Origin of the sequence: Dactylosporangium sp. NPDC005572 (genome assembly GCF_040605515.1) — a bacterium.
GTDB lineage: Bacteria > Actinomycetota > Actinomycetes > Mycobacteriales > Micromonosporaceae > Dactylosporangium.
This window is the reverse complement of record NZ_JBEXCY010000034.1, coordinates 15,150-34,842: the sequence shown is the minus strand read 5'-3', so window position 1 is coordinate 34,842 and position 19,693 is coordinate 15,150. Positions and strand designations below refer to the sequence as shown.

The 19,693-nt window shown below is 71.1% G+C and carries 30 protein-coding genes; all 30 read right to left on the bottom strand.

Annotated features, from left to right (window positions below):
* Nucleotides 1-166 precede the first annotated feature (166 nt).
* Nucleotides 167-700 carry a hypothetical protein gene (locus ABZS66_RS19250; protein ID WP_354759353.1) on the bottom strand — a complete coding sequence of 178 codons (534 nt, stop codon included), beginning with the start codon at nt 698-700 and terminating at the stop codon, nt 167-169.
* Nucleotides 700-1,197, bottom strand: coding sequence for a hypothetical protein (locus ABZS66_RS19245; RefSeq protein ID WP_354759351.1), 498 nt, complete (start codon nt 1,195-1,197; stop codon nt 700-702). The genes ABZS66_RS19250 and ABZS66_RS19245 overlap by 1 nt, the downstream gene beginning before the upstream one ends.
* A complete protein-coding gene (locus ABZS66_RS19240) occupies nt 1,194-1,499 on the bottom strand; it encodes a hypothetical protein (RefSeq protein ID WP_354759349.1) in 306 nt (101 codons plus the stop codon). The genes ABZS66_RS19245 and ABZS66_RS19240 overlap by 4 nt, the downstream gene beginning before the upstream one ends.
* Nucleotides 1,500-1,505: 6 nt before the next feature.
* Nucleotides 1,506-1,835 (bottom strand): hypothetical protein, encoded by a 330-nt coding sequence (locus ABZS66_RS19235; RefSeq protein ID WP_354759347.1) that lies wholly within the window; start codon nt 1,833-1,835, stop codon nt 1,506-1,508.
* Between the two features lie 27 nt (nt 1,836-1,862).
* On the bottom strand, nt 1,863-2,291 hold the full coding sequence (locus tag ABZS66_RS19230) for a hypothetical protein (protein ID WP_354759345.1): 429 nt from the start codon (nt 2,289-2,291) through the stop codon (nt 1,863-1,865).
* Nucleotides 2,292-2,321: 30 nt separating this feature from the next.
* The gene (locus tag ABZS66_RS19225) at nt 2,322-2,612 is read right to left on the bottom strand and encodes a hypothetical protein (protein WP_354759343.1); all 291 of its coding nucleotides are present in this window, start codon (nt 2,610-2,612) and stop codon (nt 2,322-2,324) included.
* Between the two features lie 95 nt (nt 2,613-2,707).
* Nucleotides 2,708-3,103, bottom strand: coding sequence for a DUF6093 family protein (locus tag ABZS66_RS19220; protein WP_354759341.1), 396 nt, complete (start codon nt 3,101-3,103; stop codon nt 2,708-2,710).
* Nucleotides 3,104-3,113: 10 nt separating this feature from the next.
* The gene (locus tag ABZS66_RS19215) at nt 3,114-4,391 is read right to left on the bottom strand and encodes a hypothetical protein (RefSeq protein ID WP_354759339.1); all 1,278 of its coding nucleotides are present in this window, start codon (nt 4,389-4,391) and stop codon (nt 3,114-3,116) included.
* 18 nt (nt 4,392-4,409) lie between these two features.
* Nucleotides 4,410-4,868 (bottom strand): hypothetical protein, encoded by a 459-nt coding sequence (locus ABZS66_RS19210; protein ID WP_354759337.1) that lies wholly within the window; start codon nt 4,866-4,868, stop codon nt 4,410-4,412.
* Between the two features lie 18 nt (nt 4,869-4,886).
* On the bottom strand, nt 4,887-5,300 hold the full coding sequence (locus tag ABZS66_RS19205; RefSeq protein WP_354759335.1) for a hypothetical protein: 414 nt from the start codon (nt 5,298-5,300) through the stop codon (nt 4,887-4,889).
* 91 nt (nt 5,301-5,391) lie between these two features.
* Nucleotides 5,392-5,877, bottom strand: a complete 486-nt coding sequence (locus tag ABZS66_RS19200; protein ID WP_354759333.1) for a hypothetical protein — start codon at nt 5,875-5,877, stop codon at nt 5,392-5,394.
* Nucleotides 5,878-5,880: 3 nt separating this feature from the next.
* Nucleotides 5,881-6,945, bottom strand: coding sequence for a major capsid protein (locus ABZS66_RS19195; RefSeq protein ID WP_354759331.1), 1,065 nt, complete (start codon nt 6,943-6,945; stop codon nt 5,881-5,883).
* A gap of 2 nt (nt 6,946-6,947) precedes the next feature.
* A complete protein-coding gene (locus ABZS66_RS19190) occupies nt 6,948-7,670 on the bottom strand; it encodes a hypothetical protein (RefSeq protein WP_354759329.1) in 723 nt (240 codons plus the stop codon).
* 65 nt (nt 7,671-7,735) lie between these two features.
* Entirely contained in the window at nt 7,736-8,503 is a 768-nt protein-coding gene (locus ABZS66_RS19185; protein WP_354759327.1) for a hypothetical protein, read from the bottom strand.
* Nucleotides 8,504-8,560: 57 nt separating this feature from the next.
* Nucleotides 8,561-9,553: a hypothetical protein gene (locus tag ABZS66_RS19180; RefSeq protein ID WP_354759325.1), complete on the bottom strand. Its 993-nt coding sequence runs from the start codon at nt 9,551-9,553 to the stop codon at nt 8,561-8,563.
* Nucleotides 9,550-11,019, bottom strand: coding sequence for a phage portal protein (locus tag ABZS66_RS19175; protein WP_354759437.1), 1,470 nt, complete (start codon nt 11,017-11,019; stop codon nt 9,550-9,552). The genes ABZS66_RS19180 and ABZS66_RS19175 overlap by 4 nt, the downstream gene beginning before the upstream one ends.
* Nucleotides 11,020-11,054: 35 nt before the next feature.
* A complete protein-coding gene (locus tag ABZS66_RS19170) occupies nt 11,055-12,701 on the bottom strand; it encodes a hypothetical protein (protein WP_354759323.1) in 1,647 nt (548 codons plus the stop codon).
* Between the two features lie 5 nt (nt 12,702-12,706).
* A complete protein-coding gene (locus ABZS66_RS19165; protein WP_354759321.1) occupies nt 12,707-13,330 on the bottom strand; it encodes a hypothetical protein in 624 nt (207 codons plus the stop codon).
* 178 nt (nt 13,331-13,508) lie between these two features.
* Nucleotides 13,509-13,724, bottom strand: coding sequence for a hypothetical protein (locus ABZS66_RS19160; protein WP_354759319.1), 216 nt, complete (start codon nt 13,722-13,724; stop codon nt 13,509-13,511).
* The gene (locus ABZS66_RS19155; RefSeq protein ID WP_354759317.1) at nt 13,721-13,963 is read right to left on the bottom strand and encodes a hypothetical protein; all 243 of its coding nucleotides are present in this window, start codon (nt 13,961-13,963) and stop codon (nt 13,721-13,723) included. Before ABZS66_RS19155 ends, ABZS66_RS19160 begins: the two co-directional genes overlap by 4 nt.
* 470 nt (nt 13,964-14,433) lie before the next feature.
* Entirely contained in the window at nt 14,434-15,114 is a 681-nt protein-coding gene (locus tag ABZS66_RS19150) for a hypothetical protein (RefSeq protein ID WP_354759315.1), read from the bottom strand.
* A complete protein-coding gene (locus ABZS66_RS19145; RefSeq protein ID WP_354759313.1) occupies nt 15,111-15,293 on the bottom strand; it encodes a hypothetical protein in 183 nt (60 codons plus the stop codon). Before ABZS66_RS19145 ends, ABZS66_RS19150 begins: the two co-directional genes overlap by 4 nt.
* On the bottom strand, nt 15,286-15,705 hold the full coding sequence (locus tag ABZS66_RS19140) for a hypothetical protein (RefSeq protein ID WP_354759311.1): 420 nt from the start codon (nt 15,703-15,705) through the stop codon (nt 15,286-15,288). The genes ABZS66_RS19145 and ABZS66_RS19140 overlap by 8 nt, the downstream gene beginning before the upstream one ends.
* Complete coding sequence (locus ABZS66_RS19135) at nt 15,705-16,100, bottom strand: helix-turn-helix transcriptional regulator (protein WP_354759309.1); 396 nt, start codon at nt 16,098-16,100, stop codon at nt 15,705-15,707. Before ABZS66_RS19135 ends, ABZS66_RS19140 begins: the two co-directional genes overlap by 1 nt.
* The gene (locus ABZS66_RS19130; RefSeq protein ID WP_354759307.1) at nt 16,090-16,695 is read right to left on the bottom strand and encodes a hypothetical protein; all 606 of its coding nucleotides are present in this window, start codon (nt 16,693-16,695) and stop codon (nt 16,090-16,092) included. Before ABZS66_RS19130 ends, ABZS66_RS19135 begins: the two co-directional genes overlap by 11 nt.
* 26 nt (nt 16,696-16,721) lie before the next feature.
* The gene (locus ABZS66_RS19125; protein WP_354759305.1) at nt 16,722-17,531 is read right to left on the bottom strand and encodes a hypothetical protein; all 810 of its coding nucleotides are present in this window, start codon (nt 17,529-17,531) and stop codon (nt 16,722-16,724) included.
* On the bottom strand, nt 17,531-17,950 hold the full coding sequence (locus tag ABZS66_RS19120) for an HNH endonuclease (protein WP_354759303.1): 420 nt from the start codon (nt 17,948-17,950) through the stop codon (nt 17,531-17,533). The genes ABZS66_RS19125 and ABZS66_RS19120 overlap by 1 nt, the downstream gene beginning before the upstream one ends.
* 170 nt (nt 17,951-18,120) lie before the next feature.
* Nucleotides 18,121-18,951 carry a DUF2303 family protein gene (locus ABZS66_RS19115; RefSeq protein ID WP_354759301.1) on the bottom strand — a complete coding sequence of 277 codons (831 nt, stop codon included), beginning with the start codon at nt 18,949-18,951 and terminating at the stop codon, nt 18,121-18,123.
* Nucleotides 18,951-19,316, bottom strand: a complete 366-nt coding sequence (locus ABZS66_RS19110) for a hypothetical protein (RefSeq protein ID WP_354759299.1) — start codon at nt 19,314-19,316, stop codon at nt 18,951-18,953. The genes ABZS66_RS19115 and ABZS66_RS19110 overlap by 1 nt, the downstream gene beginning before the upstream one ends.
* Nucleotides 19,317-19,405: 89 nt before the next feature.
* Nucleotides 19,406-19,690: a hypothetical protein gene (locus ABZS66_RS19105; RefSeq protein ID WP_354759297.1), complete on the bottom strand. Its 285-nt coding sequence runs from the start codon at nt 19,688-19,690 to the stop codon at nt 19,406-19,408.
* Nucleotides 19,691-19,693 lie beyond the last annotated feature (3 nt).

Sequence of the window (19,693 nt, the reverse complement as noted above, 5' to 3'; positions counted from 1 at the left end):
GCCAGCGCGAGCATCCAGCCCTGTTCGGTGGCGTCCCATTCGGACTCGACGGATTCGAACGACCGGACCAGCCGGCCGGTGGCGCCGTCGTACTCGTGGACCGTGACCCGCTGCGGGGTCCACCCATCGAACGCCCGGAGGCTGATGCCGAGCCGCCGCGCGGTCTCTACTCGGGTTCGGAGCCCTGAGTCAGCTGCGAGGCGGCGCGCGAGAAAGGGACATCGACATCGCGCACGTTGAGCGCCTGCGCGGCGCCGACGATCGTCCGCCACTGGCGTGCCGTGAGCACGTCCAGAACCTGGTTCCACTGCTCGGCGGTGATCACCGGATCGATGATCGACGCGCGGACCAGCGCCTCGAAGAACGTGTCACTGTTGTAGCCGAGGGCGGCGTGTTCCTGGTTCCCCTCCAGCGGCGGGTGCGCCTTGACCAGGGCGTCCCACGATCGACGGGCGAGCGCGCGCAGCCGCAACGCCACCGTCGACTGCTGCATCTGCTCGCGCAGCTCGGCCGCCTGCTCGGCGATGCGCCGCCGTGCCGCGCCCGACGTGAGCCGGCCGTCGCCGGCGGGCGCCTGCTCGGCCTCGTCGAACTGGCGGTCGAGTTCCTCCAGCTCGGCGACCAGGTCGCCGCGGAGACACACGGAGACGGTGCGCTCGGGCAGGCGGGCCTGCCCGAGCAGTTCCGCGAAGTCGGCCATCAGGAGACGACCACGTCGCGCCGGACGGTGCCGGTCACGAACATCTTCTGCATGACCTTGAGCACCGAGTTCGCCTCGGGCGGAGACTTCCGCTGGATGCCGCACTTCACCGGGTAGACGTCGACGATGTCGCCGGCCGCGATGTCGTCCTCGAAGTCGAGACCCCACCGGGTGACGATGTACCCGGCTGTGCGGTAGGCGAACGTGGTGTAGGCCTGGTTGTCGCCGGGCGAGGCCGGGTTGTGGACGTAGCCGAGCTCGAGGCTGTCCGTGTACCGGCCGGGCTGCTCGAACGTCTGGCGGGAGCAGAGCCGGTTGTCGACGATCGCCTGCTCGTCGGTGTTCGGCGTGAAGCCCGTGTCCGTCAGGTAGCACGAGGCGTCGAGGGCGCCGCCGGCGTTGCATTCGGCGGCGGTGGGGTTGGTCGGGTCGGCCAGGACGGGCACCCAGACTGCTTTGAGGCTGCCATCGGCGGGCACGGACGTCGGCTGGGTCATGACTGCTTCTCCTCGCTCTCAGCCGGCGCGGCCGGTCGGGTTCGCTGGCTCTTTCCTCGAGTGGCGGTCTCGCCGGTCGGGGATTCCGACTGGTCGCCGCTGTCGTGGAGCTCGCTGGGCGCCGGGCGGTTGGCCGGCTTCCCGTCCTTGTCGACGAGCGTCTTCGCGGGCCGCGGCCGCGCGTTCGGGCCGCTGTTCGCCGGGTACGACGCGATAGGGGTGACGCCGGGCCGCAGGGCCCGCTCCTCGACGTCGAACTCGTGCCCGGTGACGTCGTCCTTGACCCTGATCCAGTTGGGCATGGCCGCCTACCGCTTGACGACGGCGCGGGTGATCCCAGCACCAGTAGCGGACCAGGTCAGGTGTGCCTTCCCGTCGGACGGGTCGCGGTAGGCGTCGATCAGCGGGATCCACACCTCACCGGTGGTGGCCGCGATGGTCCACTGCGGGTCCGGGTTCGGCTCGCCGTAGGACGTGTTCCCCGGCACCACGATGGTCAGGGTGACCGATGACCCGGTGGTGTTCTTCGCGACCAGGAAGTAGCCGTCGCCGCACCTCGCGGTGTCGCCGGCGGCCGCGTTGTTGAGTGTCGGCTTCGTCCCCGCTTTACCCAGGGTGACAGGCAGAATCTCCGCCATCGATGCTCCTCGTCGTACGTTGTGCCCTCAGCCGGGCATGGACTCCAGGCGGTACACGTCGACCAGGTCGACGACGAGCCCTCCGGTGGACTCGTTGGGCTCGGGCGGCGGCTGGCTGGCCTCGTGCCGGATCGGCCAGCAGGCCCGCCCAGCGATGACCGGCTTGACGTCGAGCACTGCGGCAGCGACCTGGTCGGCGACCGCCTGAGCAGCGGTGGTGGTCTCACCCACGCAGTGGAAGTAGCCGCGGACGACCATGCGCGTCGACCGGCCGTCGAGCCGGCCACCCGACGGCCGTTCGGCGGCGAAGTAGGCCACCACGTACGGCGGTTTCCTGCCGGCGGGGACGATGCCCCGCCCGCTCCCGGGCGTCCCTGGCGCGACGGGCAGGACGACCAGCCCGGCGGACTCGCGGAGGAGCCCGAGGAACGCGTTGGCGTGCAGCTGCAGCGACACTCGCCACCTCCGTTCGAGCGATCGGCAGAGCTAGCTCAGGAGCTTCATCGGCACGCCCTCGAGCGCCAGCGCGAACTTCGGCTCTTCGGTCTGCAGCGCCGGGAGGCCGCCCGGGATCGGCGCGTTGTTCTCACTGCCGAACTCGATGAGGTTGGCCAAGGCTCCCTGGCGGCGCTGCTTATCAGGGCCGATCTCGGCGTTCACCGCGGTCAGGGTGTAGAACACGTCGAACGTCACCGCCGAGCCGAGCGCCGGCGCGTGGGCGATCCCGGACCACCGCTGCCGCCAGTCGTTCTTGATGTTCAGGGCACCCTTGGTCACGACCGCCCGCACCTCGTCCGGCGCCCGGCCCTGCGCCCTTGTCAGGAGCGCTAGAAGTTCGCGTTCACCGGTCACGGTTGCTGTTACGGCCACCATCAGCTCGTCACTTCCACGCAGGTCAGACGCCGGGCCGTCGCGTCGGTCTTGTCGGGCACGTCCCGGACCCGGAACGTCCTCCCGACCAGGTCGGGATCGTTGACCGAGGTGGTCATCTCCACGTCGTCGCCTTCCCGCAGCCCTGCCGCGGACATCGGCAGCTGCAGCTCGACGCGCAGCAGGACAAGCGACGCCTCTCCGATGTTCTCCCGCTGCGCCTCGGAGCCCCGCCGCTGCACCCGGCATCTGCCGTCGTAGAGGGTCTCGACCACCGAGGTCGTCTCGCCGGTGGTCTCATCGGTGTCGACCGCGGTGACCCGCGTGATCCGGCAGGTGTCGACCATGCCCCGCTCGGCGGCGCGGCGGCCGGCGGCCAGGACGCTCTCACGAGACACGGGCACCTCCTCAGGGGCGGATCACGCGGCCGGTGTCGGGTCGGATGACCCGGCCGGTGTTCGGGCGGGCGACGACGGGCCGTCCGTGGCTGGGCGCGGTGACAGCGTTCGCGGTGTCGGTCTCGGCGGCTTGGCCGAGGCTGCGCCGCTTGCTGCGCCCCAGCACGCTGGCGCTGCTGGTCTCGACGGCCTGGCCGAGCACCACGACGGACAGGGTCGACAGCGGCAGCGCGAGCTGGGTGTCGATCGCCTGGCCGAGGACGACGGCGCCGCCGAGCGTCAGCGGTCGGGCCGTGTCGGTCTCGACGGCGCCGCCGAGCGTGGTCCGCTTGGACCGGGCCAGCTGCATGCCGGTGTCGTTCTCGACAGCCTGGCCGAGGAGCCGCAGCTTGACCCGCGTCAGCGCGCCGCCGGTGTCCACCTCGATGGCCTGGCCGATTGCCCGGCGCTTCGACCGGGTGAGCGGGTTCGCCGTGCTGGTCTCGGTGGCCTGGCCGAGGCTGCGCCGCTTCGTGCGGGTCAGTGCGGCCGCGGTGTCCGACTCGACGGCCTGGCCGAGGACCACGGGCGGGTTACCGGCGGTGAAGAAGCCGCTGAGGGCAGCCGGTTCAGCAACGATCGTCGTGCCGGTGATCGCCGACGAGGTGGCGCCGTTCCCGGAGTCGTCCGGGACCGGGTCCGTGCTGGTGGCCTGGTTGAAGGGCCACGCGCCGACCAAGCCACTGCCCAGCCCGCCAGCGTCGAGCCAATCGGCCCAGGTGGCACCGCCGGCCGGGTCCAGGTCGAGCGTCTCGGCGTCGGACAGCTCACGATTCCACGTGGCCAGGCAGAACAGGTCGGCGTTCAGGAACTCGCTGGCGGGCCACTGGCCGATCCGCAGCTGTCCGGTGACGCCGGGCGCATCGTTGTCCGGGAGCGAGGTACCGGCCGTGACATCGGTGACCGCGCTGCTGGCGTCGAGGTTGATGACCCGGCCGCGGGGGAACGCCGATCCACCGTCGGCCTTCCGTACGACGAACACCGCGAGGTCACCAATCGGGGCGTCGCCGATATCGCGGGCCGCCACCCTCGTGCCGTAGTTCCACGCGTTTCCGGCGTGCTCGACCCACCAGCATTGATCATTGTTCGCCGTCGACGAGCCGATGCGGGTGTGGATGACCGCGCCGTCGGTCTGGTCGAAGAGGCGGGCGATGTACGCGAACGTGCGGGGGCCGCCGTCCAGCGTGCCCAGCACGCTGCCGATGTTCATCAGCAGGAAGTCGCTGCTGCCGTTGAAGCGCCGGCCCACGGCTGTACCCCCTCCGTGTTACTGCGCGCGGTAGAAGCCGGCGGCGGCCAAGGAGACCACCTGATCTGTGCCGTCGGTCGTGAACACGCAGTCGTGGTACGTCAGCGGGATGATCGAGCTGTCCGTGCCGGTCGTGGTGTCCGGGTCGTAGCAGACGATCGCCTTGCCGATGCTGTTGTTCGTCGCGCCACCCGCCGACGTGTAGGTGAGGTCGGCGGCGTCGGCGTCGAACCGGTTGGCGGTGTCGTCGACGGTGTTCGTGATCGACGCCAGGGTCTTGCGGGTGTAGTTCGTGAAGTCGGCCTCGTCGTTGGCTGCGGCGAGCAGCGCGGCCAGGTCGTCGTAGTTGTTGAGCGTGTCGTCGGCCTCGAGACCGCTGGCCTTGATTAGCACGACGATGAGCGCGTCGTTGGTTGCGGGCAGCTCGGTGTAGTACTTGACCTTGCCCTTGACGTTGTTGAAGACGCCGTCGGCCATCCCGGCCGCCTCCGTTTCCTAGTAGATCGGGCGCCGGTACGCCGGCGAGCACGCGTGCCGTGGGCGTGGGCTGGCTGGGGTGATGGTGTAGGCGCCGCCGCTGGTCCGCATGCCGAAGATCCGCCGGACCCGGTCTTTCTCGTCCTCGTCGAGTTCGGTGTCGCCGAGCGTCTCTGTGGCGTTCGTGTACTCGTAGTCGTCGATCCGCTCCGAGCGGCGCATCTCCGCGTTGAGGTACAGCCGGCGGGCGATGTCGAGGGCGAGGCCCTTGAGATCGGTGGCCTGTCCGGTGGTGAGTGCTGCCCACCGGGCCGGGCCGACGACCAGCCGGATTCCGGTGGTGGTCAGTTCCCGGGCCAGGGTGGCGCTGGATGCGTCGAGGTCCTGCTGGAGGTACGACGCGAGCTCGGTGAGCTCGAACAGCTCCGGCACGGGCCGCCTCCTTGAAGTTGTGTCCGGCTGTGGCTGCCGGCCCGCTCCGGCAGCCACAGCGGGTCTGGATTCCGCTCCCTCGAGGAGGGTGCTACTTGGTCGGCACGCCGGCGGTGTCGAGCGCGGCGATGATCTCGTCGCGCTTGGCGTCGGCGGCCACGTCGACGCCGTTGCGGGTGGCGTAGGCGGCCCACGATTCGCGGTCGGAGCCGGCACCGGCCCGCGGCGGCGGCTTGCTCGCGCTGTCGCCGGCCGGGCCCGGCTCGCCCGGCTCCCCCAGCTCGCCCGGTTCGACGTCGTCGTCCTCGTCCTCGTCCTCGTCCTCGTCGTCGACGTCGACGTCGTGCTGGTCGGCCAGGGCGGCCTCGGCGGCCTCCCGCGCGGCGTTGGCCTCGGCCAACTGGCGGCGCAGGTCGGCGACCTCGTCGACGGTGTCGGCGGGGTCGCCAGCGCTGGTCAGCAGGTGCTCGCCTACCTGGTCGGCGGCCCACCGCGGCACGGGCATGCCCTCGGTGAGCAGGGCGAGGGTGCCGTCGGAGGCGCGGACGATCGTGTTCGCGTTGAGGATCTTCGCCATGGGTTACAGCACCTTCACGGACATGACCAGGTCCGGGTCGGTGAGCACCGGCATCGCGATGCCGGTGACCAGCGTCCCGGTGTGGACGGGGTTCTCCGACTCCATCGCGACCGCGACGAGGCCGGGGGCGTTCTCGGCGCTGATCCGGTTGGCGCGCTGGATCTTCTTCGCCTCCTCGGTCAGGCCCCACTGGGTCCGGCCGACGATCATGCCGCCGGGCTGGCTGGGCCGCTTCGGCAGCAGGATCATCCGGTCGTCGGGGATCTGCCGGACCATCTTGCCGGTGTGGTCGGGGATCTCGGTGTCGTCGACGATCAGCTCCGGGAACTCCCGGTCGGTCAGCAGCGACCGCAGCGCCTGCTCGCTGATCGACGGCGGTGCCCCGATCAGCGTCGCGAGCAGGTTGCGCAGGTCGGTGTCCTTGAGCATGACGTTGCGGATGCGGGTGGAGATGATCGCCGCGCCGGGCACGACCTCACCGCCGGTGCCCTTCTTGTAGACCTGCTTGTACAGGTCGAACTGGCCGAGGATGTCCGGGGTCGGCGCCGACCACAGCGTCGCGGCGGTGATGTAGTTCGCCGCGGGCAGGCCGAAGTCGACGGAGCCGAGCTGGAGCCGGTTCTCCGGCGCCGCCTGGGTGCCGATCGTGACCTTCCCGGTCGAGATCACCTCACCCTGGGCGATCATGATGCGCTGCAGCGCGCCGCGGGTGAGGTTGACCAGGTCCTGGTCGAAGACGTCGGCGATGCCCTGCTCGTCGCCGGCGGCGCGGGCTGCGTCGAGCAGCTGCGCCTCCTCCTCGAGCAGCCACAGGATGCCGGACAGCGGCAGCATCCGGCCGGTGACCTCGTAGTTTTCGCCGCGGTCGAGCGGCACGGCCGGGGTGTTCCAGGGCCGGAACGGCATCGCCCGGCGCAGCGACCGGTCGGAGCGGCGGAACCGGTAGCGGTGGTCGCGGCGGGTCTGCGGCGGCAGCCACTGGTCCAGGACACCGCCGGGGAACGGGATCTGCCGAGCGACGAGGGTCATCTCCTCGGGGTCGGTCAGTTCGAGGGCCATCGTTGCCATGATCAGGCGCCCACCTTGTCGTAGTAGATGCTGGCGGCGAGGTCAGCGCGGGCGTTCTCGTCGAAGAGGCTGCCCGCGGGGAGCAGGTCCTCGTAGACGCGGCCGCGGTAGTAGAGGGCGGCGTCGACGTGCTTGCCGGCGCGGACCTGCCGGTCGTTGAGCAGGTGCCCGCGGGCGGTTTCGGTGCCGGCCGAGCCGAGCTCGGTGCCGCCGGCCGTGGTCGTGGTGACGGTGACCGTCGGGGTGCTGCCGCCGGTGAGGCCGGCCGAGTTCGCGGTCATCTGGGCCACGTTGGTGTTGGCCAGGGTCCCGACGAACGTGACCGTGACCGCGGTGCCGGGGTGCGGGCCGCCGGCGGTGGTGACGTTGCCGGCGCCGATCGTCGACAGCGCCTCGAGGGCGGTCTTCACCTGCGCGGCGGTCGCGTTGTAGGGGATCGCCGCGGTGGTCTGCCCGTTGAACGTCAGCGTGTACGTGCCGCCGGTCGGGGTGCCGGTAATCGTGACGGTCTGGACCTCTTCGGAACTGCCGCCGTACGGGGCGTACCGGCCGGTCGCGGTGACCTTCGCGATCACCACACCGGACGGGACGTAGCCGTCGGTGAAGACGGCGAGGAACGCGTCGGCGTCCAGGGTGATCGGGGCGACGTCGACGGGGAACTCGCCGGCCCAGCTGGGCCCGCCGGTCACCCCGGACGTCTTGGTCAGCCCGATGTCGCTGTACATGGATTCCCTCTTCTCGTGATCCGGGCCGCCGACCGTGCCTCATCCGGGGTACGTGCGGGGCTGGGTCAGCTGCTCGTTGGCTTCTTCAGGCCGAGGCGGACGAGCCGCGCGCTGGCCCGGTCCGCGGCGGAGGTGGTGGCCTTGTTCCGGGCGCCCTGGGAGGCGTCCTTCTGCTGGCCACGCTTCTTCGCTGGCGTGGCCGCCAGGTACGGCTTCTTCTTCAGCAGGTCGTCGATCGCCTCGGCGATCGCGTCCTCGTCGACGTCGCCGTCGTCGTCGACCTCGAACTGGCCGAGGTCGAGGTGGACGAGGGCGTCCTTCGGGTCGGAGAGCTTCCCCGTGGCGGCGGCCTTCACCTCTGACCGCACGATGCGGGCGTTGGCCTTGTCGGTCGCGGCCGTCGCCGCCTCCCGACGCTGCCGTTCGGTGTCGGCGTCCTTGTCGTCGCCGGCCTTCCTGTCGACCAGCGCCTTGACCTCGGCCGGCGTGGACACGCCGAGCTCCCTCGCCAGGGTGGTCCAGGGGCGTAGGGCGGCAGCGGCCTTGCGCCGCTTGTCCTTCTCCCGGGACAGGGCCTGCTCCCCGGCACGGCCGAGCGGCTTGTCCTTGTCCTGGTCCTTGCCCGAGTCCTGGTCATCGTCGCCGGCATCGTCCTGGTCGTCGTCGCCGGCGTCCTGGTCGTCGTCGCCGCCGTCCTCGTCGTCGTCTGCGTCGGGGGCGCCGCCACGGACGGGCCAGATCGGGGCACCGTTGCGGCGCAGCCCGATCGCGGTGAGGCCGGTGTAGGGGTGGACCGGCAGGTCTGGGCCTACCACCGGCAGTGTGATCTTCACGTGTGACTCCGTTGCGGAATCAGCCCGGCGCCTTGCGCGCCCGGGTGGTCTGAGTGGCTACCGCAGGTAGCCGTTGGCGCGTAGCAGCCGGATCGCCTCTTCCCGGTCGCCGTCGGCGATCCGGTAGATCGATTCGGGCATCAGCCGCGGCGCCTTCGCGCGCCGGTAGCGGTCGCCGGCGGCCTTCGTGGCGGTGGTGCTCGCGCCGAGCCGGCGACCGGCGACTCCGCGGGTCGTCGTGCCCTCGGTGGTGACCGCCAGGTCCCGGCCGGCCAGCCTGGTCGTGCTCATCCCGCGGCGGGCGTTGACGACCTGGCTGATGTCGGCGCCGTCGCGGATCGCCTCCGCCCCGGCTTTCGTGAACAGCCGGTTCTGGTCGGCGGTGGGGAGGCTGGCGAAGTACAGCCGCGGGTTGGTGCGCAGGTCACCGGCCCGGTCCTCAGCACTCGGGATATGCCGGCACCGGCAGCGGGGATGCCGCAGGAAGCCGGTGTTCCAGCGGTACCAGCGCCCGGCGAGGATCGCGCACCGCGAGCAGCACCGCCCGGAGATCATCCGGGTGTAGCCGCCGACCCGCCGGCGGGCGGTGAGCGCGACCTGGTCGGCGGCCCGGCCCGCGTCGCCGACCTGGGTGGTCGCGATCAGGTCCAGGGTGGCGTAGCCGGTGGCGAGGGCCCGCGTCGGCGTCGCCCCGGCGCGGATCGCGAGCTTCGCGGCGACGACCGGCCGCTGCAGCAGCGTCTCGAGGGCCCGGCCGTCGCTGGCGATCCCGGCGAGCCGCTCCGGCACGACCCGCCCGGCACCGGCCGGGTCGATGCCCTGCTCGGCGAGGACCGCGGTGAGGTATGCGTCGGCGGTGCCCGCCGCGGCGAGCTGCGCGGCGGTCACGGTGACCAGCGCGGTGTCGGACACCGCCAGCCATGACCCGTCGAGGTCGGCGAAGGTAACCGACGACCACAGTCGGCGCATAGCGGCGGACACGGACCGCATCAGCCGCCGCTGCCGGCCGGCGTGGCGCTCCGCGACCCGCAGCGCCCCGGCGGTGCTCACGCCTGCCCGCCGCTGTCGTCGTCCTCCTCGTCGTCGGTGCCGGGGCCGTCGAGGTCGGGCTGGTCGGCGCCGCTGCCCGCCTGCTGGCGGGCGATGTCGGCCAGGGGGTCGGCGGCCGCGGCCTTGGCGTCCTCGGCCTCCATCTGGTCGATCTCGGCCGGCTGGAAACCGAGCTTGATCCGGGTCTGCCGCAGCGGCACGATCCCGGCCTGGTACAGCTTCACGGCGGCGTCGGCGGCCTGCGCCACCGTCGGCGTGGCAGGGTCCCGCCACACCGGCTCGAGCCGGCGCAGCCGGGCGTCCCAGATCCCGGTCAGGGACCGGTGCCAGATCCGCATCGTGAGTTTCGCGGCCTCGCCGAGCGCGACCTGTTTGTCCTCGGCCCGGGCCACCATCCGCGAGTCCGACGCCCGGATCCCGTCCGCCGAGGCCGGGTTGTCGGTGTTGAACGACATGTAGTGCGGTGGCAGGTCCAGCATCTGCCCCGCCAGCTGCGCCAGCAGTTTGATCGTGTTGTGGAAGTTGGACAGGTCCGCCTCGGGGAACTGCCCGGCGGCGACTTCGTCCGGTTTCTTGTCGGTGGCCCACAGCCGGCCGGCGATCGACTGCCAGGTCGACAGGGCCTCACCGACCTCGTTGACGAAGTCGTCTTCCTTCATGCCGAACACCCAGCGGCGCGGCATCGCGTGGAACTCGCCGGAGATCATCATGTCGGTGGCCATTTTGTTGGCCGCGTCCGCGAGCGGGATCACGTCGCGGAACTCCGACGTGCCGCCCGGGCGCAGCAGCCGGTCCTCGTTCGGCCACTTCACGACCGGCACCACGCCGAAGCCGTGCTCGTCGCGCTCCTCCGGCAGCTCCCGCCACTCCCCGGAGGTCATCCGGTAGTGGCGGGTCTCGTCCGGCAGGTACAGCGTCGCGGCCTGGGTCTCGTAGTCGTCGATCCACCGCTTCACCGCGGCCGCGGTCTGCCGTGTGCGCGGGTCGGCTTCGCTGTACACCTGGGTGGGGTGCTCGACGGTGATGAGCGGCAACCCCTCGCCGTCGCTGTCCTCGTCGTCGCCGCGGCCGCCGATGATCGTGTACCAGCGGCCGTTGATCAGGCCCTCGATGATGCCCTGTCGGCTGCCGGCGACGAGCCCGTTGTCGATCCAGCCGCCCCAGATCTCATCGTCCAGGTCGTCGTCCGGGACCGAGGTGACCGGCCCGACCGGCGCCCGCCGCGGCCGCGCGTACCGGAACCCGATCAGCCGCAGCCGGTACAGGTAGGAGCGGGTACCCAGCCGGGGCCAGTTCAGCACCAGCTCGGTGATCCGGTCACCGAGCTCGTCCTGCAGCATCGGCGCCATGAACTGCAGCGGCTGCTGACCCTCGTAGTACAGGTCGTTGAGCTTCAGCCGCGGCTCGTCACGGACGAGTTCCTGGTACAGGTACCCGACGGCCTTGTCCGGGTCGGAGGGCAGCACCAACGTCGTCGCCCTCCTTCCGAGGCCTGCGCGTGTCAGCGGCGGACGATCATCTTCGACTTCACCTTGGGTTTCGGCCACAGCTTCGCCGCCGTGACGTCGCCCGCGGCCTCATGCGCGATGACCGAGGTCACTGCGGCGTCGATCTTCTGTTTCGGCGAGGCCTTCTTCAGCACGTACACCCGCCCGGTTCGGGCGGCCTTCCGGGCGTTGCGCACATGCCGTTTCGTGATTACGCAACCGTCGTGCGTGAACGTCGAATCGGCCTTGAGCACGTCGGTGTGCAGCCGTTCCACGGCGGCGTGCATCTGCACCGACCGGTACGTCTCGAACCGCACGACGCGTTTCTCACCGAACTTCGCCGCCCACCCGTCCCCTTCGGTCTTCCAGTCGGGCGGGTCGAACATGAACCGCACGACGTCGTACCGCTCGAAGATCTCGTCGACGGCGGCGGCGACCTCCAGTCGCGGCACCTGGCCGCCGTGGTCGGCGGGGTTCCAGATGCAGGGCTTGTGGTCAGGCCCGTAGGTTGGCGTGAACTGGTAGCCGTCCTCCGTCTCGAGCCGGATCGCCGTCCAGTCGTCGGTGTCCGACCCGTCGAGGCCACCCACGACCGGGGTGCCGTCCGGGACGTTCCGCGGCCTGGCCAGGGCGTCCCACTTCTCGCCGTCGAGCCACTCGCCGGCGCCGGCGTCCGGGATGTTCCAGTAGAACCGCAGCGCCTGACCGGGGTCCTTCTCTGCGATCTCGACGGCCTCGCCGTCGATCCGGTCCATGTTGACCCACTTGCCCGGGCCCATCGAGTCGCCGTAGGCGATCCGCAGCGCCCGGCGGCGCTCCGCCTTGTTCTGCAGCGACGGCCGCGGCGGGATGCGGTGGTCGCGGTGGACGTCCCGGGCCGACGACTCGTTCGTGCGCTGCGCGACGGACTGCTCCGACGGATCCCACGCGTTCGTGGTCTCCACCGCCCGGCCGCCGGTACCGGACAGGTTCCGGCGCTGGTTGTCGGCCAGTTTCCAGCCGCCGTTGCTCTCCAGCCAGCAGTGCGTCTCGTCCTGCACCGCGAACGTGATCCGCTGACCGAGCCGGGCCCGGCCTGAAGACGTCACGACCTCGATCAGGCCGCCGCCGGGCACGTTGATGTCGCTCTTGCCCAGGTCCGGGATCACGTTCGCGAGCGGGCCAGCCGAGATCATCGGCAGCAGGACCCGCCACACGTTGTCGGTCTGGTCCTCCGACGTCGCGGTGACCTGGATCCACACCGACGAACGCGGCCAGGGCCGGCCCATCGGCTCGCCCGGCTCGTAGACGTACTCCCAGCCGCAGCCGCAGCCGTGGTCGGCGCACCGGTACCGCTCGCCGCCCTCGGCCCAGCCCGCGAACCGGACCGGCCCGATCGCCTCGGCGCAGATCATCGCCGCCGTCAGCGGGCCCTTGCCCCACTTCTGCGGCCGGACGAGCTGGGACCTGCGGTACGCCCACGCCGCCTGCCACTCCTCGACGGTGGCCTTCGGACGCAGCCGGTAGTGGAACGTCAGGAACGTCCACATCTCGTCCGTGAGCAGGTACGGGTCACCGATCCGGTCGCCGTCCGGGATGACACAGTGCCGCTCGATCCACTCGCCGTTCAGCCAGCCGAGGCTCGGGAACTCACCCGGGTAACTCGGCCCGCGCCACGGCATCGCCGCTACGCCCCAGCCGGGTCAACGACTCTCAGCCGCTGCCTCGCCGACACCCCCGGCCCGGCCTGCGCGGCCGTCTGCTGCCGCTCCTGCCGTCGCGCCGCGGTCTCGTCGACGACGACCTTCCACCGCAGCCGCAGCATCGCCAGCGGGGTCAGCCCGAGCCGGTCCGACCACTGCCTGGCCTCCTTCGCCGAGTCCAGGTCGCCGAGCTCCGCCATCACTTTGTGCCGCACGTACTGCGCCACATCCCGCGTCCAGCCCAACGCCTCCCACTGCACCGCCTGCGGCAGCCGCCACAGCTCCTTCCACAGCGTCGCCTCGAGCTTGCGCTGCTCGCCGAGCTGCCGCTCCAGGATCAGCAGCGCCTCCTTGGCCCGGTCGAGCCTGCCCTCCGCCACGCCGCACGGCTTACCCGCAGCGCGCAGCTCCCCCAGGGCGAACTCGGCCTCCTCGACCTTCCACGACGCGAGGTCCCGCTTCGCGGTCAGCACCACGTCCGGGATCAACGGCCAGTTCGGCGCCCGCTTCCCGCCGCGGCCCTCCGACGGCAGCTCCGTCATCGCGACCGTGGCGTTGCGTCGGCGCCGGTCCACGTCCGCCTTGGGCGGTGGACCCATACCAGGCATGCGTGTTCACCCTCTCACGGCCTTGCGCCGCAATCGGTCTCCGTCACCTTGCGTGACGAAAAGGCTGTGCGTGGAACTCCCAGACCCGTACAGACGGGAAGCTGCCTCCCCGGCGGTCCTGCGGGAATCGGACATAGGGGTCATCCCCCCACCCCTGATTACGTTGGGTGACCTTCGGTCAGGGACCGAGGTCGGCGTGCACGATGTGCGGGAAGGCGTGCGTCCGCTCGACCATCACCATGGTGTCGGCCAGGTCTGCGAGCCTGGCCATCAGCTGGCCGTGCTGCTGCTGGTGGCCGGGGCACAGGTGGATGGTGGTGGCTGGCCCTCGGGTCAGGTCGCTCGGGCGGGGCGGGTGGCACATGCCGCACACGGGGCCCTGTGTCTGGGTCACGGTTCGCCTCGGGCGTAGTCGGCGTGCATCTTGATCCGTGCTGCCTCGACGATGCCGATCGCGAGGGGCCATTGCATGTCGCCACCCTGGTAGATGGTGGCGACGCCGGATGCGGTGTTGTCGCCGTCGTGGTCGACGGTGGCGACGAGGACGATCCAGCCGGCGGTGACGCCGGTCCAGCCTTCGGCTTTGGCGTGGGCGGCGATGGCTTCGTCGATGGCGTTTTCGGTGGCGCTCACGGCTTGGTCCTCAGCGTGGTGGGTGTGCGGCGCGTCCGCCGGCGGCGCGGTTGCAGCTGCTGTGCTCTGGCCCGGTCCAGCTGCGCCGGTCGTCGGTGTGGCCGAGGTCCCACGGTGTGCCGGGTCGGATGCGGCGGGTGGGCTCGAGGCAGCGCTGGGCGTGGCAGTCGACTCGGCCGGCGTCGACCTTGGGTTTCCACTGTGCGCGGAGGCGGTCGTGCTCGGTGGTGTAGCCGCGCTGCTGTCGGGTGCCTCGGGCGCGTTCGGCAACAGGTGCGCAGCGGCCGCAGCGGCGGTTGGGGGTGAGGTCGGGGCAGCTGCCGGGGTGGGCGGGGCAGCCGATGCAGCAGCAGACCCTGAGTGCTCGGGCCATGGTGTTCCCTTGGGGTTCCGGGAGCGTTTGGGCTGCTCGACCGGGCTGTGGGCACAGGCCACCTGTAGCAGCCAGTGTGTGATCACAGGGTACATGATCATGCGGCCTGGTTGTCAACACTCGTCTTTTGCCTGGCTGTGAGCCCTGCGACAAGCTCAGCGTCCGCGAAGCGGTACCAGCTGTTGCCGGTCCGCGGCCCGCCGGTGCGCACTGCCGGCAGCAGCCCGTACAGGCGGTCGCCGGCGGTCCGGGCGCGGCGCGCCCAGTCCCGGATCCGGGCGGCGTCGATCGGCCGCTCGGGCGTGGTGAGGCGGGCGGCGATGCCCTCGGCGGTGTCGTAGTAGTCGGCGAGCTCGCCGAGGTGCGCGCGGATGCGGCCGTCTTCGCCGACGAGCCACAGGGTCAGCTCGGCGCAGGTGGCGGGCTGGAGGGTGGGCAGGGCGGCCTCGATGCTGTCGAGCGGGTTGCCTGCGGTGGGCAGCTGCAGGCGGCGGACGATCCAGCGCAGGGTGTCGGTGACGCTGCCGGTGAGGTGCTCGGCGCGGGCGGACTGGCGCTCGGCGCGGGCGACGCCGCCGATGAGGACGCCGGCGGTGGGGTCGCCGTGTCCGCCGGTGCTGCCGCGGGTGCCATAGCGGGGGCTGCGGAGGCCGTCAGACTTCGCCCGCGGGATGCTTCGGGCCCAGACGAGGGCCTGGCCGACGCGGTAGCTCAGCGCGTCCAGGGCCGCCCTGAGGGAGTCGAGGGCGGCTTGGGCACGGTCGTGGTACAGGGTCACGGGGTGCGGCTCCGGCGGTGTGCGGCGACGAGGGCCCGGGCGTCGGCTGGGGAGAGCCAGCAGCCGCAGGGGTAGATGGCGATGACGTTGGCCTGGCTACCCTGCCCGACGTCGGGGCTGGGCTGGAGGCGGTCGACGTCGGCGCCGCAGGTGGGGCAGGTTGGTCGGAGGTCAGGCACGGCGGTCGCTCCCCTCGGACAGCTTCGCGGCCCGTGTCCAACGGAGCACGATGAACGGCAGCGGCAGGACGTAGACCGCCTGCGGTGCGACGTAGACGCCGATCCAGGCGTCCCGGGGCTCGACGTAGAGCTGGAGGCGTCCGAGGGTCAGGCGGCGCCGCGTGGACCTGTCCTCGGGCTGCTCGGCGAGCCGGGCCATGACGTCGGCGTCGGTCACCTCGGACTGGAGCTCGACGCTCGCCCCGTCCGGGACGCGGTACCAGCAGATGGTGGGTTCTTCCCAGTCGGGGGCGCTGGCCTGCAGCTCGAAGCGCATCCAGCCGGGGTGTGGCATGTCGGCGTTGAGGACCTCGAGCTTCAGGAGTGCCTGGGGCTCGGTGCCGCGGGTGACGACGAGCATGCGGCGGGGCATCAGGCACCGTCCTCGGGCTGCCCGGCGGGCTGTCGGTCTTGTACGTCGCAGACCAGGCACCGAAGGCCGGCTGGGATCGGCCGCGCTTGTTCGGTCGCCCAGATGTCGTCGCCGCACACGGCGCAGGTGGTGTCCTCGGGGACGACCACGAGCATGGCGGCGAGCGGTGTGAGTGTGACTTCGTAGCCGAGCGCCTTGGCCCACCGGCGCAGGTGCTGCAGCGACACGGAGTGCTTGCCCTGCTCGACCTCGCAGACGAAGCCGCTGGACAGCCCCGACATGGCTTGAAGCTGCCGGTATGACGTGCCCTGGTCGGTGCGGGCGGCGGCGAGCTGGTCGATGATCGGGTCACCCGCGCGCTCACGGTCGGCGTCGGGCTGCTGGTCAGGTGTCACGGTGGTCGCTCCCCTCGGCGACACGCCGGTGCGGCCAGCCGCACGGCAGCGGCTCGGCAGTCTCGCCCGGCTCCAGCGCGATGAGGAGGCCGTGGTCGAGCATGAGCTGGCGGTAGGCGGCCTGGTCGTAGGCGTCGGTGCCGCCGCCCGCCTGGCGCCACAGTTCGTACGCGGAGATCTCAGCCACGGTCGGCCTCTCGGGTGTGGGCTGGTCGGTCTCCCACGGGCCGACCACCTCGAGGTAGTCGGCGAGGTGCCGGCGGATCGGCTCCGTGGGGCGTACCGACTCGGGCGTGCTCGACCACCAGGTGGTGTAGCGCTCGTCGTCGCGGAGCGCGGCGACCGCCACGGCGAATCCGCGATCGACGCCCCGGTCATACGCTCCGGCGCGGTCCTCGGTGGCCTGGCGGCGGCCCTCGGCGATCAGCGCGAGCGCCTGCTCGCGGAGGTCGGCGAAGTTGATCCAGCCGCAGAGGCTGCACCGGCTGACGGAGATGCGGGCGTTGGGCTGGACGCTGTGGACCAGGTGGTGCGGCTCTCCGGGGAACGCCGAGCAGTAGTCGTCGGTCGATCCCTGCATGGGCTGGTCGGTCATGGAGATGCTCCTCCGGGCGGGTGTGGTCATCGGTGGCCCTGCCGGGGTGGGCGTGCTGCGCCGGCGACGGCGCGGGCTGCTGCGGCGCCGTTGCGTGCGCGGTCGGCCTGTGTCGGGTCGTGGGAGCAGACCTGGGTGCCGCGGTAGCCCTGGTCGTCGCAGAGCTTGCAGGCGTCGATGGCGGCTCTGGCTGTGGCGGCGTGGTCGCGGGCGCGGGCTTGTTGCGCGGCGGAGGCCGTTGCGACTTGTTCGCGATCCCAGCGTTCTCGGGCTTTGCGGGCGCTGGCGCAGCGGCCGCATGCGGGTGGGTCTGGGTCTTCGAGGTGTTCGGGGCATTGGGCGGGGGGTGCTTCTCGCGCGCTCGCGCGCGTCCCTTCCTTTCCTTTCCCTTCCTTTCCTTTCCTGTCACGAGGGCTCGATGCAGGCTCGCGAGGGCTCGCGAGTGTTTCGCGAGTGTCCTGACCTGCGGGTACGTCCGCTTGGCCGGGCTCGACGATGGACCCCTCAGTCGGGGCGGGGATAGTGCTCTTCGACGGCCGGTCGACCTTCTGGTGTTCGTCCCAGTTGGTCACCTGCAGGTAGGTTCGGCCGTCGACCGCGTACCGGTACAGCAGACCGGCGGCGATGAGTTCGTCCAGGTCCTCGGTGACGTCGCGCAGTGAGACGGCGTCGAGGGGCCACACGGCGGCCTTGATCAGCTTCACGTTGTCCCGGTGCCGGCCGTAGTCGTCGCAGTGCGTCCACAGGCCGATCCATGTCAGGCGCGTGCGGAACTGCAGCGCGGACACGGTCTCGGAGATGAAGAAGTCAGGCTTGATCGTGCGGATACGTGGCATCAGCGCACCGCCGCCATGGCAGCGCGGAGTTCGGCGGACATCCTGACAACGACCCGGCGAGCGCACTCCTCCAGCTGGAACAGCGGAGGGATGCCCTCTGCGACGACCTGGCCGGCCAGCGGGTTGATGTAGTCGTCACCGAGGTGGTCGCTGACGATGTTCAGCAGCGTGCTAGCGAGGCTCTGGATGGTGCGCTCGTCGATGTCGTCGATCGTGCCGGAGATGAGCATGCTGGCCTTCCCTGCGTTGCAGTCCTCGCAGGCGGTGACCAGGTTGGTGGGCTCGGTCTTGCCGCCCAGGGCTTCGGGGACGACGTGGTCGGGGCGGAGCTGGGCTTCGTCCGGCGTGGCGCCGCAGTAGCGGCAGCGGAAGCCGTCGCGGCGGAACACCTCGAAGCGCAGTCGCTTCGGAACGCTCATTGGCTCCCCATGTATTGATCTCAATTGATTGTTGATCTAGTGCGCCGCCGGCCCGACCCACAGGGAAGTAGGGTCGGGCCGAGCGATCTTGCAGGTCGATTGGCGGCGACGGTCGCACGAGTTGTGCGAGTTCATCGCCAAATGTGGCTAATTTCTGGAGACAAACCTGCTCATGCCGGCGTCCCGCGCAGCACGGTGGTGGCGCAGGCCTCGGTGACCTCGGCGACGACGCCTTCGAACGCGGCGTCGACGATGTCGTCGGGCCGGTCGAGGCGGTACTGGAGCTTGAGCTGGCCCTGGACGAGGCGGTGCCGGAACCGGGCCACGAACTGGTCAGCGACCGGGGCGCCCTTGAACACGAACAGGGCGAGTTCGATCTCGGCGGGGATGGCCAGCTGCCCCTGCGTGCCGGAGCGGGACTCGGTCTCCTCGGTGTAGTTGAGGACGCGCTGGCCGTCGGCGAGCCGGTGCCCGGACGCCCAGGAAACCTTCGTGGTGGCCTGGATCGACTGGGCGACCTCGAGCATCTCCGCCGCCGGCGGGCTGATGATGTCGGTGCGGTTGTCCTCGAGGAAGTTCGCGAACTCTTCCTGGGACATGTCGATGCCCGACTTGCTGGTCCACGCCTTGTAGGCGGTGGTGTGCTCGAGCTGCAGGACGAGGCGGTGCTGGCCCCAGCCGGTGGCGTCGAGGGCGGAGCCGTGGGTGTCGATCACGGCGGTGACCTTGAGCCCGTCGCGGGTGGCGTAGACCTCGGACCGGCCGGGCTGGTGGTGCTTACCCCAGTACGCGGCGAAGCTCGCGACGTCACGGACGGTCGTGGCGCCGGTCTTGCGCTTGGGCTGCTCGCGGTAGCCGTCGCCGGTGAAGTCGAGGGTGACCGGGCCGTTCGGGCCCATCGCGACGTACAGCTTGCCGGGCTCGACGTGTGACGGCTCGGTGGCCGCGGTGGCGAGGTCGGCGATCTCGGTGACGGCGGAGCCGTCGACGGTGGTGGTCATCAGGCGTTGGCTGCCTTTCCGGTGGGCAGGCCGCGGAGCGGCAGCTGCGGCTGGCGGGGGTCATCGCGGGTGAGGACCCCGGACGGGGTGGCGAAGAAGACGGAGGCGGGTGCGGCGTCCTCGCCCTCGGGGACCTTTGCGGTCGACGAGCCGGTGACCATGACGGCGTGTTCGCCGGCCTTCCGCATCGGCTCGACCCTGACGGTCAGGGTGATCTGGCCTTTCTTGCCGGTGGAGGCGACCGCAGTGGTCAGCTCGGCCAGCTGGGCGGAGAGGCGGGCGGCGAGCCGGCCGCCGCCGATCTCGGCGAGGATCGCGGCGAACGGCCGGACCTGGCCGTCGTCGTCCTCGGGCGTTTCGGGCACTTCGTGTCCTTCCTGGTTGGGTGGGCCACTCGCCAGCGGCGAGCGGGAGGTACAGGGTCAGCAGCCGCAGGCGCCGTTGGACGCGGGAATCACAGCCAGCACTTCGGGCAGGCGTCGCGGCCGGTCTTCCCTCGAGGCAGGACCCGGGCGATCGCCGCCTGCGGGTCCTCGTCGACGGACAGGCCCTCGTCGGAGCGCTGCAGGACGGTGAGGTCCTCGTCGGGCCGGTCACCGCAGCAGTCGAGCCCCGATGGGGTTTCGTTGCCGGGGACGTTGAACAGCAGGTCGCCGGGCTCGACGGTGGTGGCGCAGGAGCCGCAGGCGCCGGGGTGCTGGGCGACGAACGCGCGGCGCGCGCCGACCTGGACGGCCATGTG

What these genes read in the sequence shown, in the direction of transcription:
- ABZS66_RS19250 (WP_354759353.1), bottom strand. Translation starts at nt 700, where the DNA reads ATGGCCGACTTCGCGGAACTGCTCGGGCAGGCCCGCCTGCCCGAGCGC.
- ABZS66_RS19245 (WP_354759351.1), bottom strand. Translation starts at nt 1,197, where the DNA reads ATGACCCAGCCGACGTCCGTGCCCGCCGATGGCAGCCTCAAAGCAGTC.
- ABZS66_RS19240 (WP_354759349.1), bottom strand. Translation starts at nt 1,499, where the DNA reads ATGCCCAACTGGATCAGGGTCAAGGACGACGTCACCGGGCACGAGTTC.
- ABZS66_RS19235 (WP_354759347.1), bottom strand. Translation starts at nt 1,835, where the DNA reads ATGGCGGAGATTCTGCCTGTCACCCTGGGTAAAGCGGGGACGAAGCCG.
- ABZS66_RS19210 (WP_354759337.1), bottom strand. Translation starts at nt 4,868, where the DNA reads ATGGCCGACGGCGTCTTCAACAACGTCAAGGGCAAGGTCAAGTACTAC.
- ABZS66_RS19200 (WP_354759333.1), bottom strand. Translation starts at nt 5,877, where the DNA reads ATGGCGAAGATCCTCAACGCGAACACGATCGTCCGCGCCTCCGACGGC.
- ABZS66_RS19195 (WP_354759331.1), bottom strand. Translation starts at nt 6,945, where the DNA reads ATGGCAACGATGGCCCTCGAACTGACCGACCCCGAGGAGATGACCCTC.
- ABZS66_RS19190 (WP_354759329.1), bottom strand. Translation starts at nt 7,670, where the DNA reads ATGTACAGCGACATCGGGCTGACCAAGACGTCCGGGGTGACCGGCGGG.
- ABZS66_RS19170 (WP_354759323.1), bottom strand. Translation starts at nt 12,701, where the DNA reads ATGCCGTGGCGCGGGCCGAGTTACCCGGGTGAGTTCCCGAGCCTCGGC.
- ABZS66_RS19165 (WP_354759321.1), bottom strand. Translation starts at nt 13,330, where the DNA reads ATGCCTGGTATGGGTCCACCGCCCAAGGCGGACGTGGACCGGCGCCGA.
- ABZS66_RS19140 (WP_354759311.1), bottom strand. Translation starts at nt 15,705, where the DNA reads ATGCCCCGCCGCATGCTCGTCGTCACCCGCGGCACCGAGCCCCAGGCA.
- ABZS66_RS19130 (WP_354759307.1), bottom strand. Translation starts at nt 16,695, where the DNA reads ATGACCGACCAGCCCATGCAGGGATCGACCGACGACTACTGCTCGGCG.
- ABZS66_RS19125 (WP_354759305.1), bottom strand. Translation starts at nt 17,531, where the DNA reads ATGCCACGTATCCGCACGATCAAGCCTGACTTCTTCATCTCCGAGACC.
- ABZS66_RS19120 (WP_354759303.1), bottom strand. Translation starts at nt 17,950, where the DNA reads ATGAGCGTTCCGAAGCGACTGCGCTTCGAGGTGTTCCGCCGCGACGGC.
- ABZS66_RS19115 (WP_354759301.1), bottom strand. Translation starts at nt 18,951, where the DNA reads ATGACCACCACCGTCGACGGCTCCGCCGTCACCGAGATCGCCGACCTC.
- ABZS66_RS19105 (WP_354759297.1), bottom strand. Translation starts at nt 19,690, where the DNA reads ATGGCCGTCCAGGTCGGCGCGCGCCGCGCGTTCGTCGCCCAGCACCCC.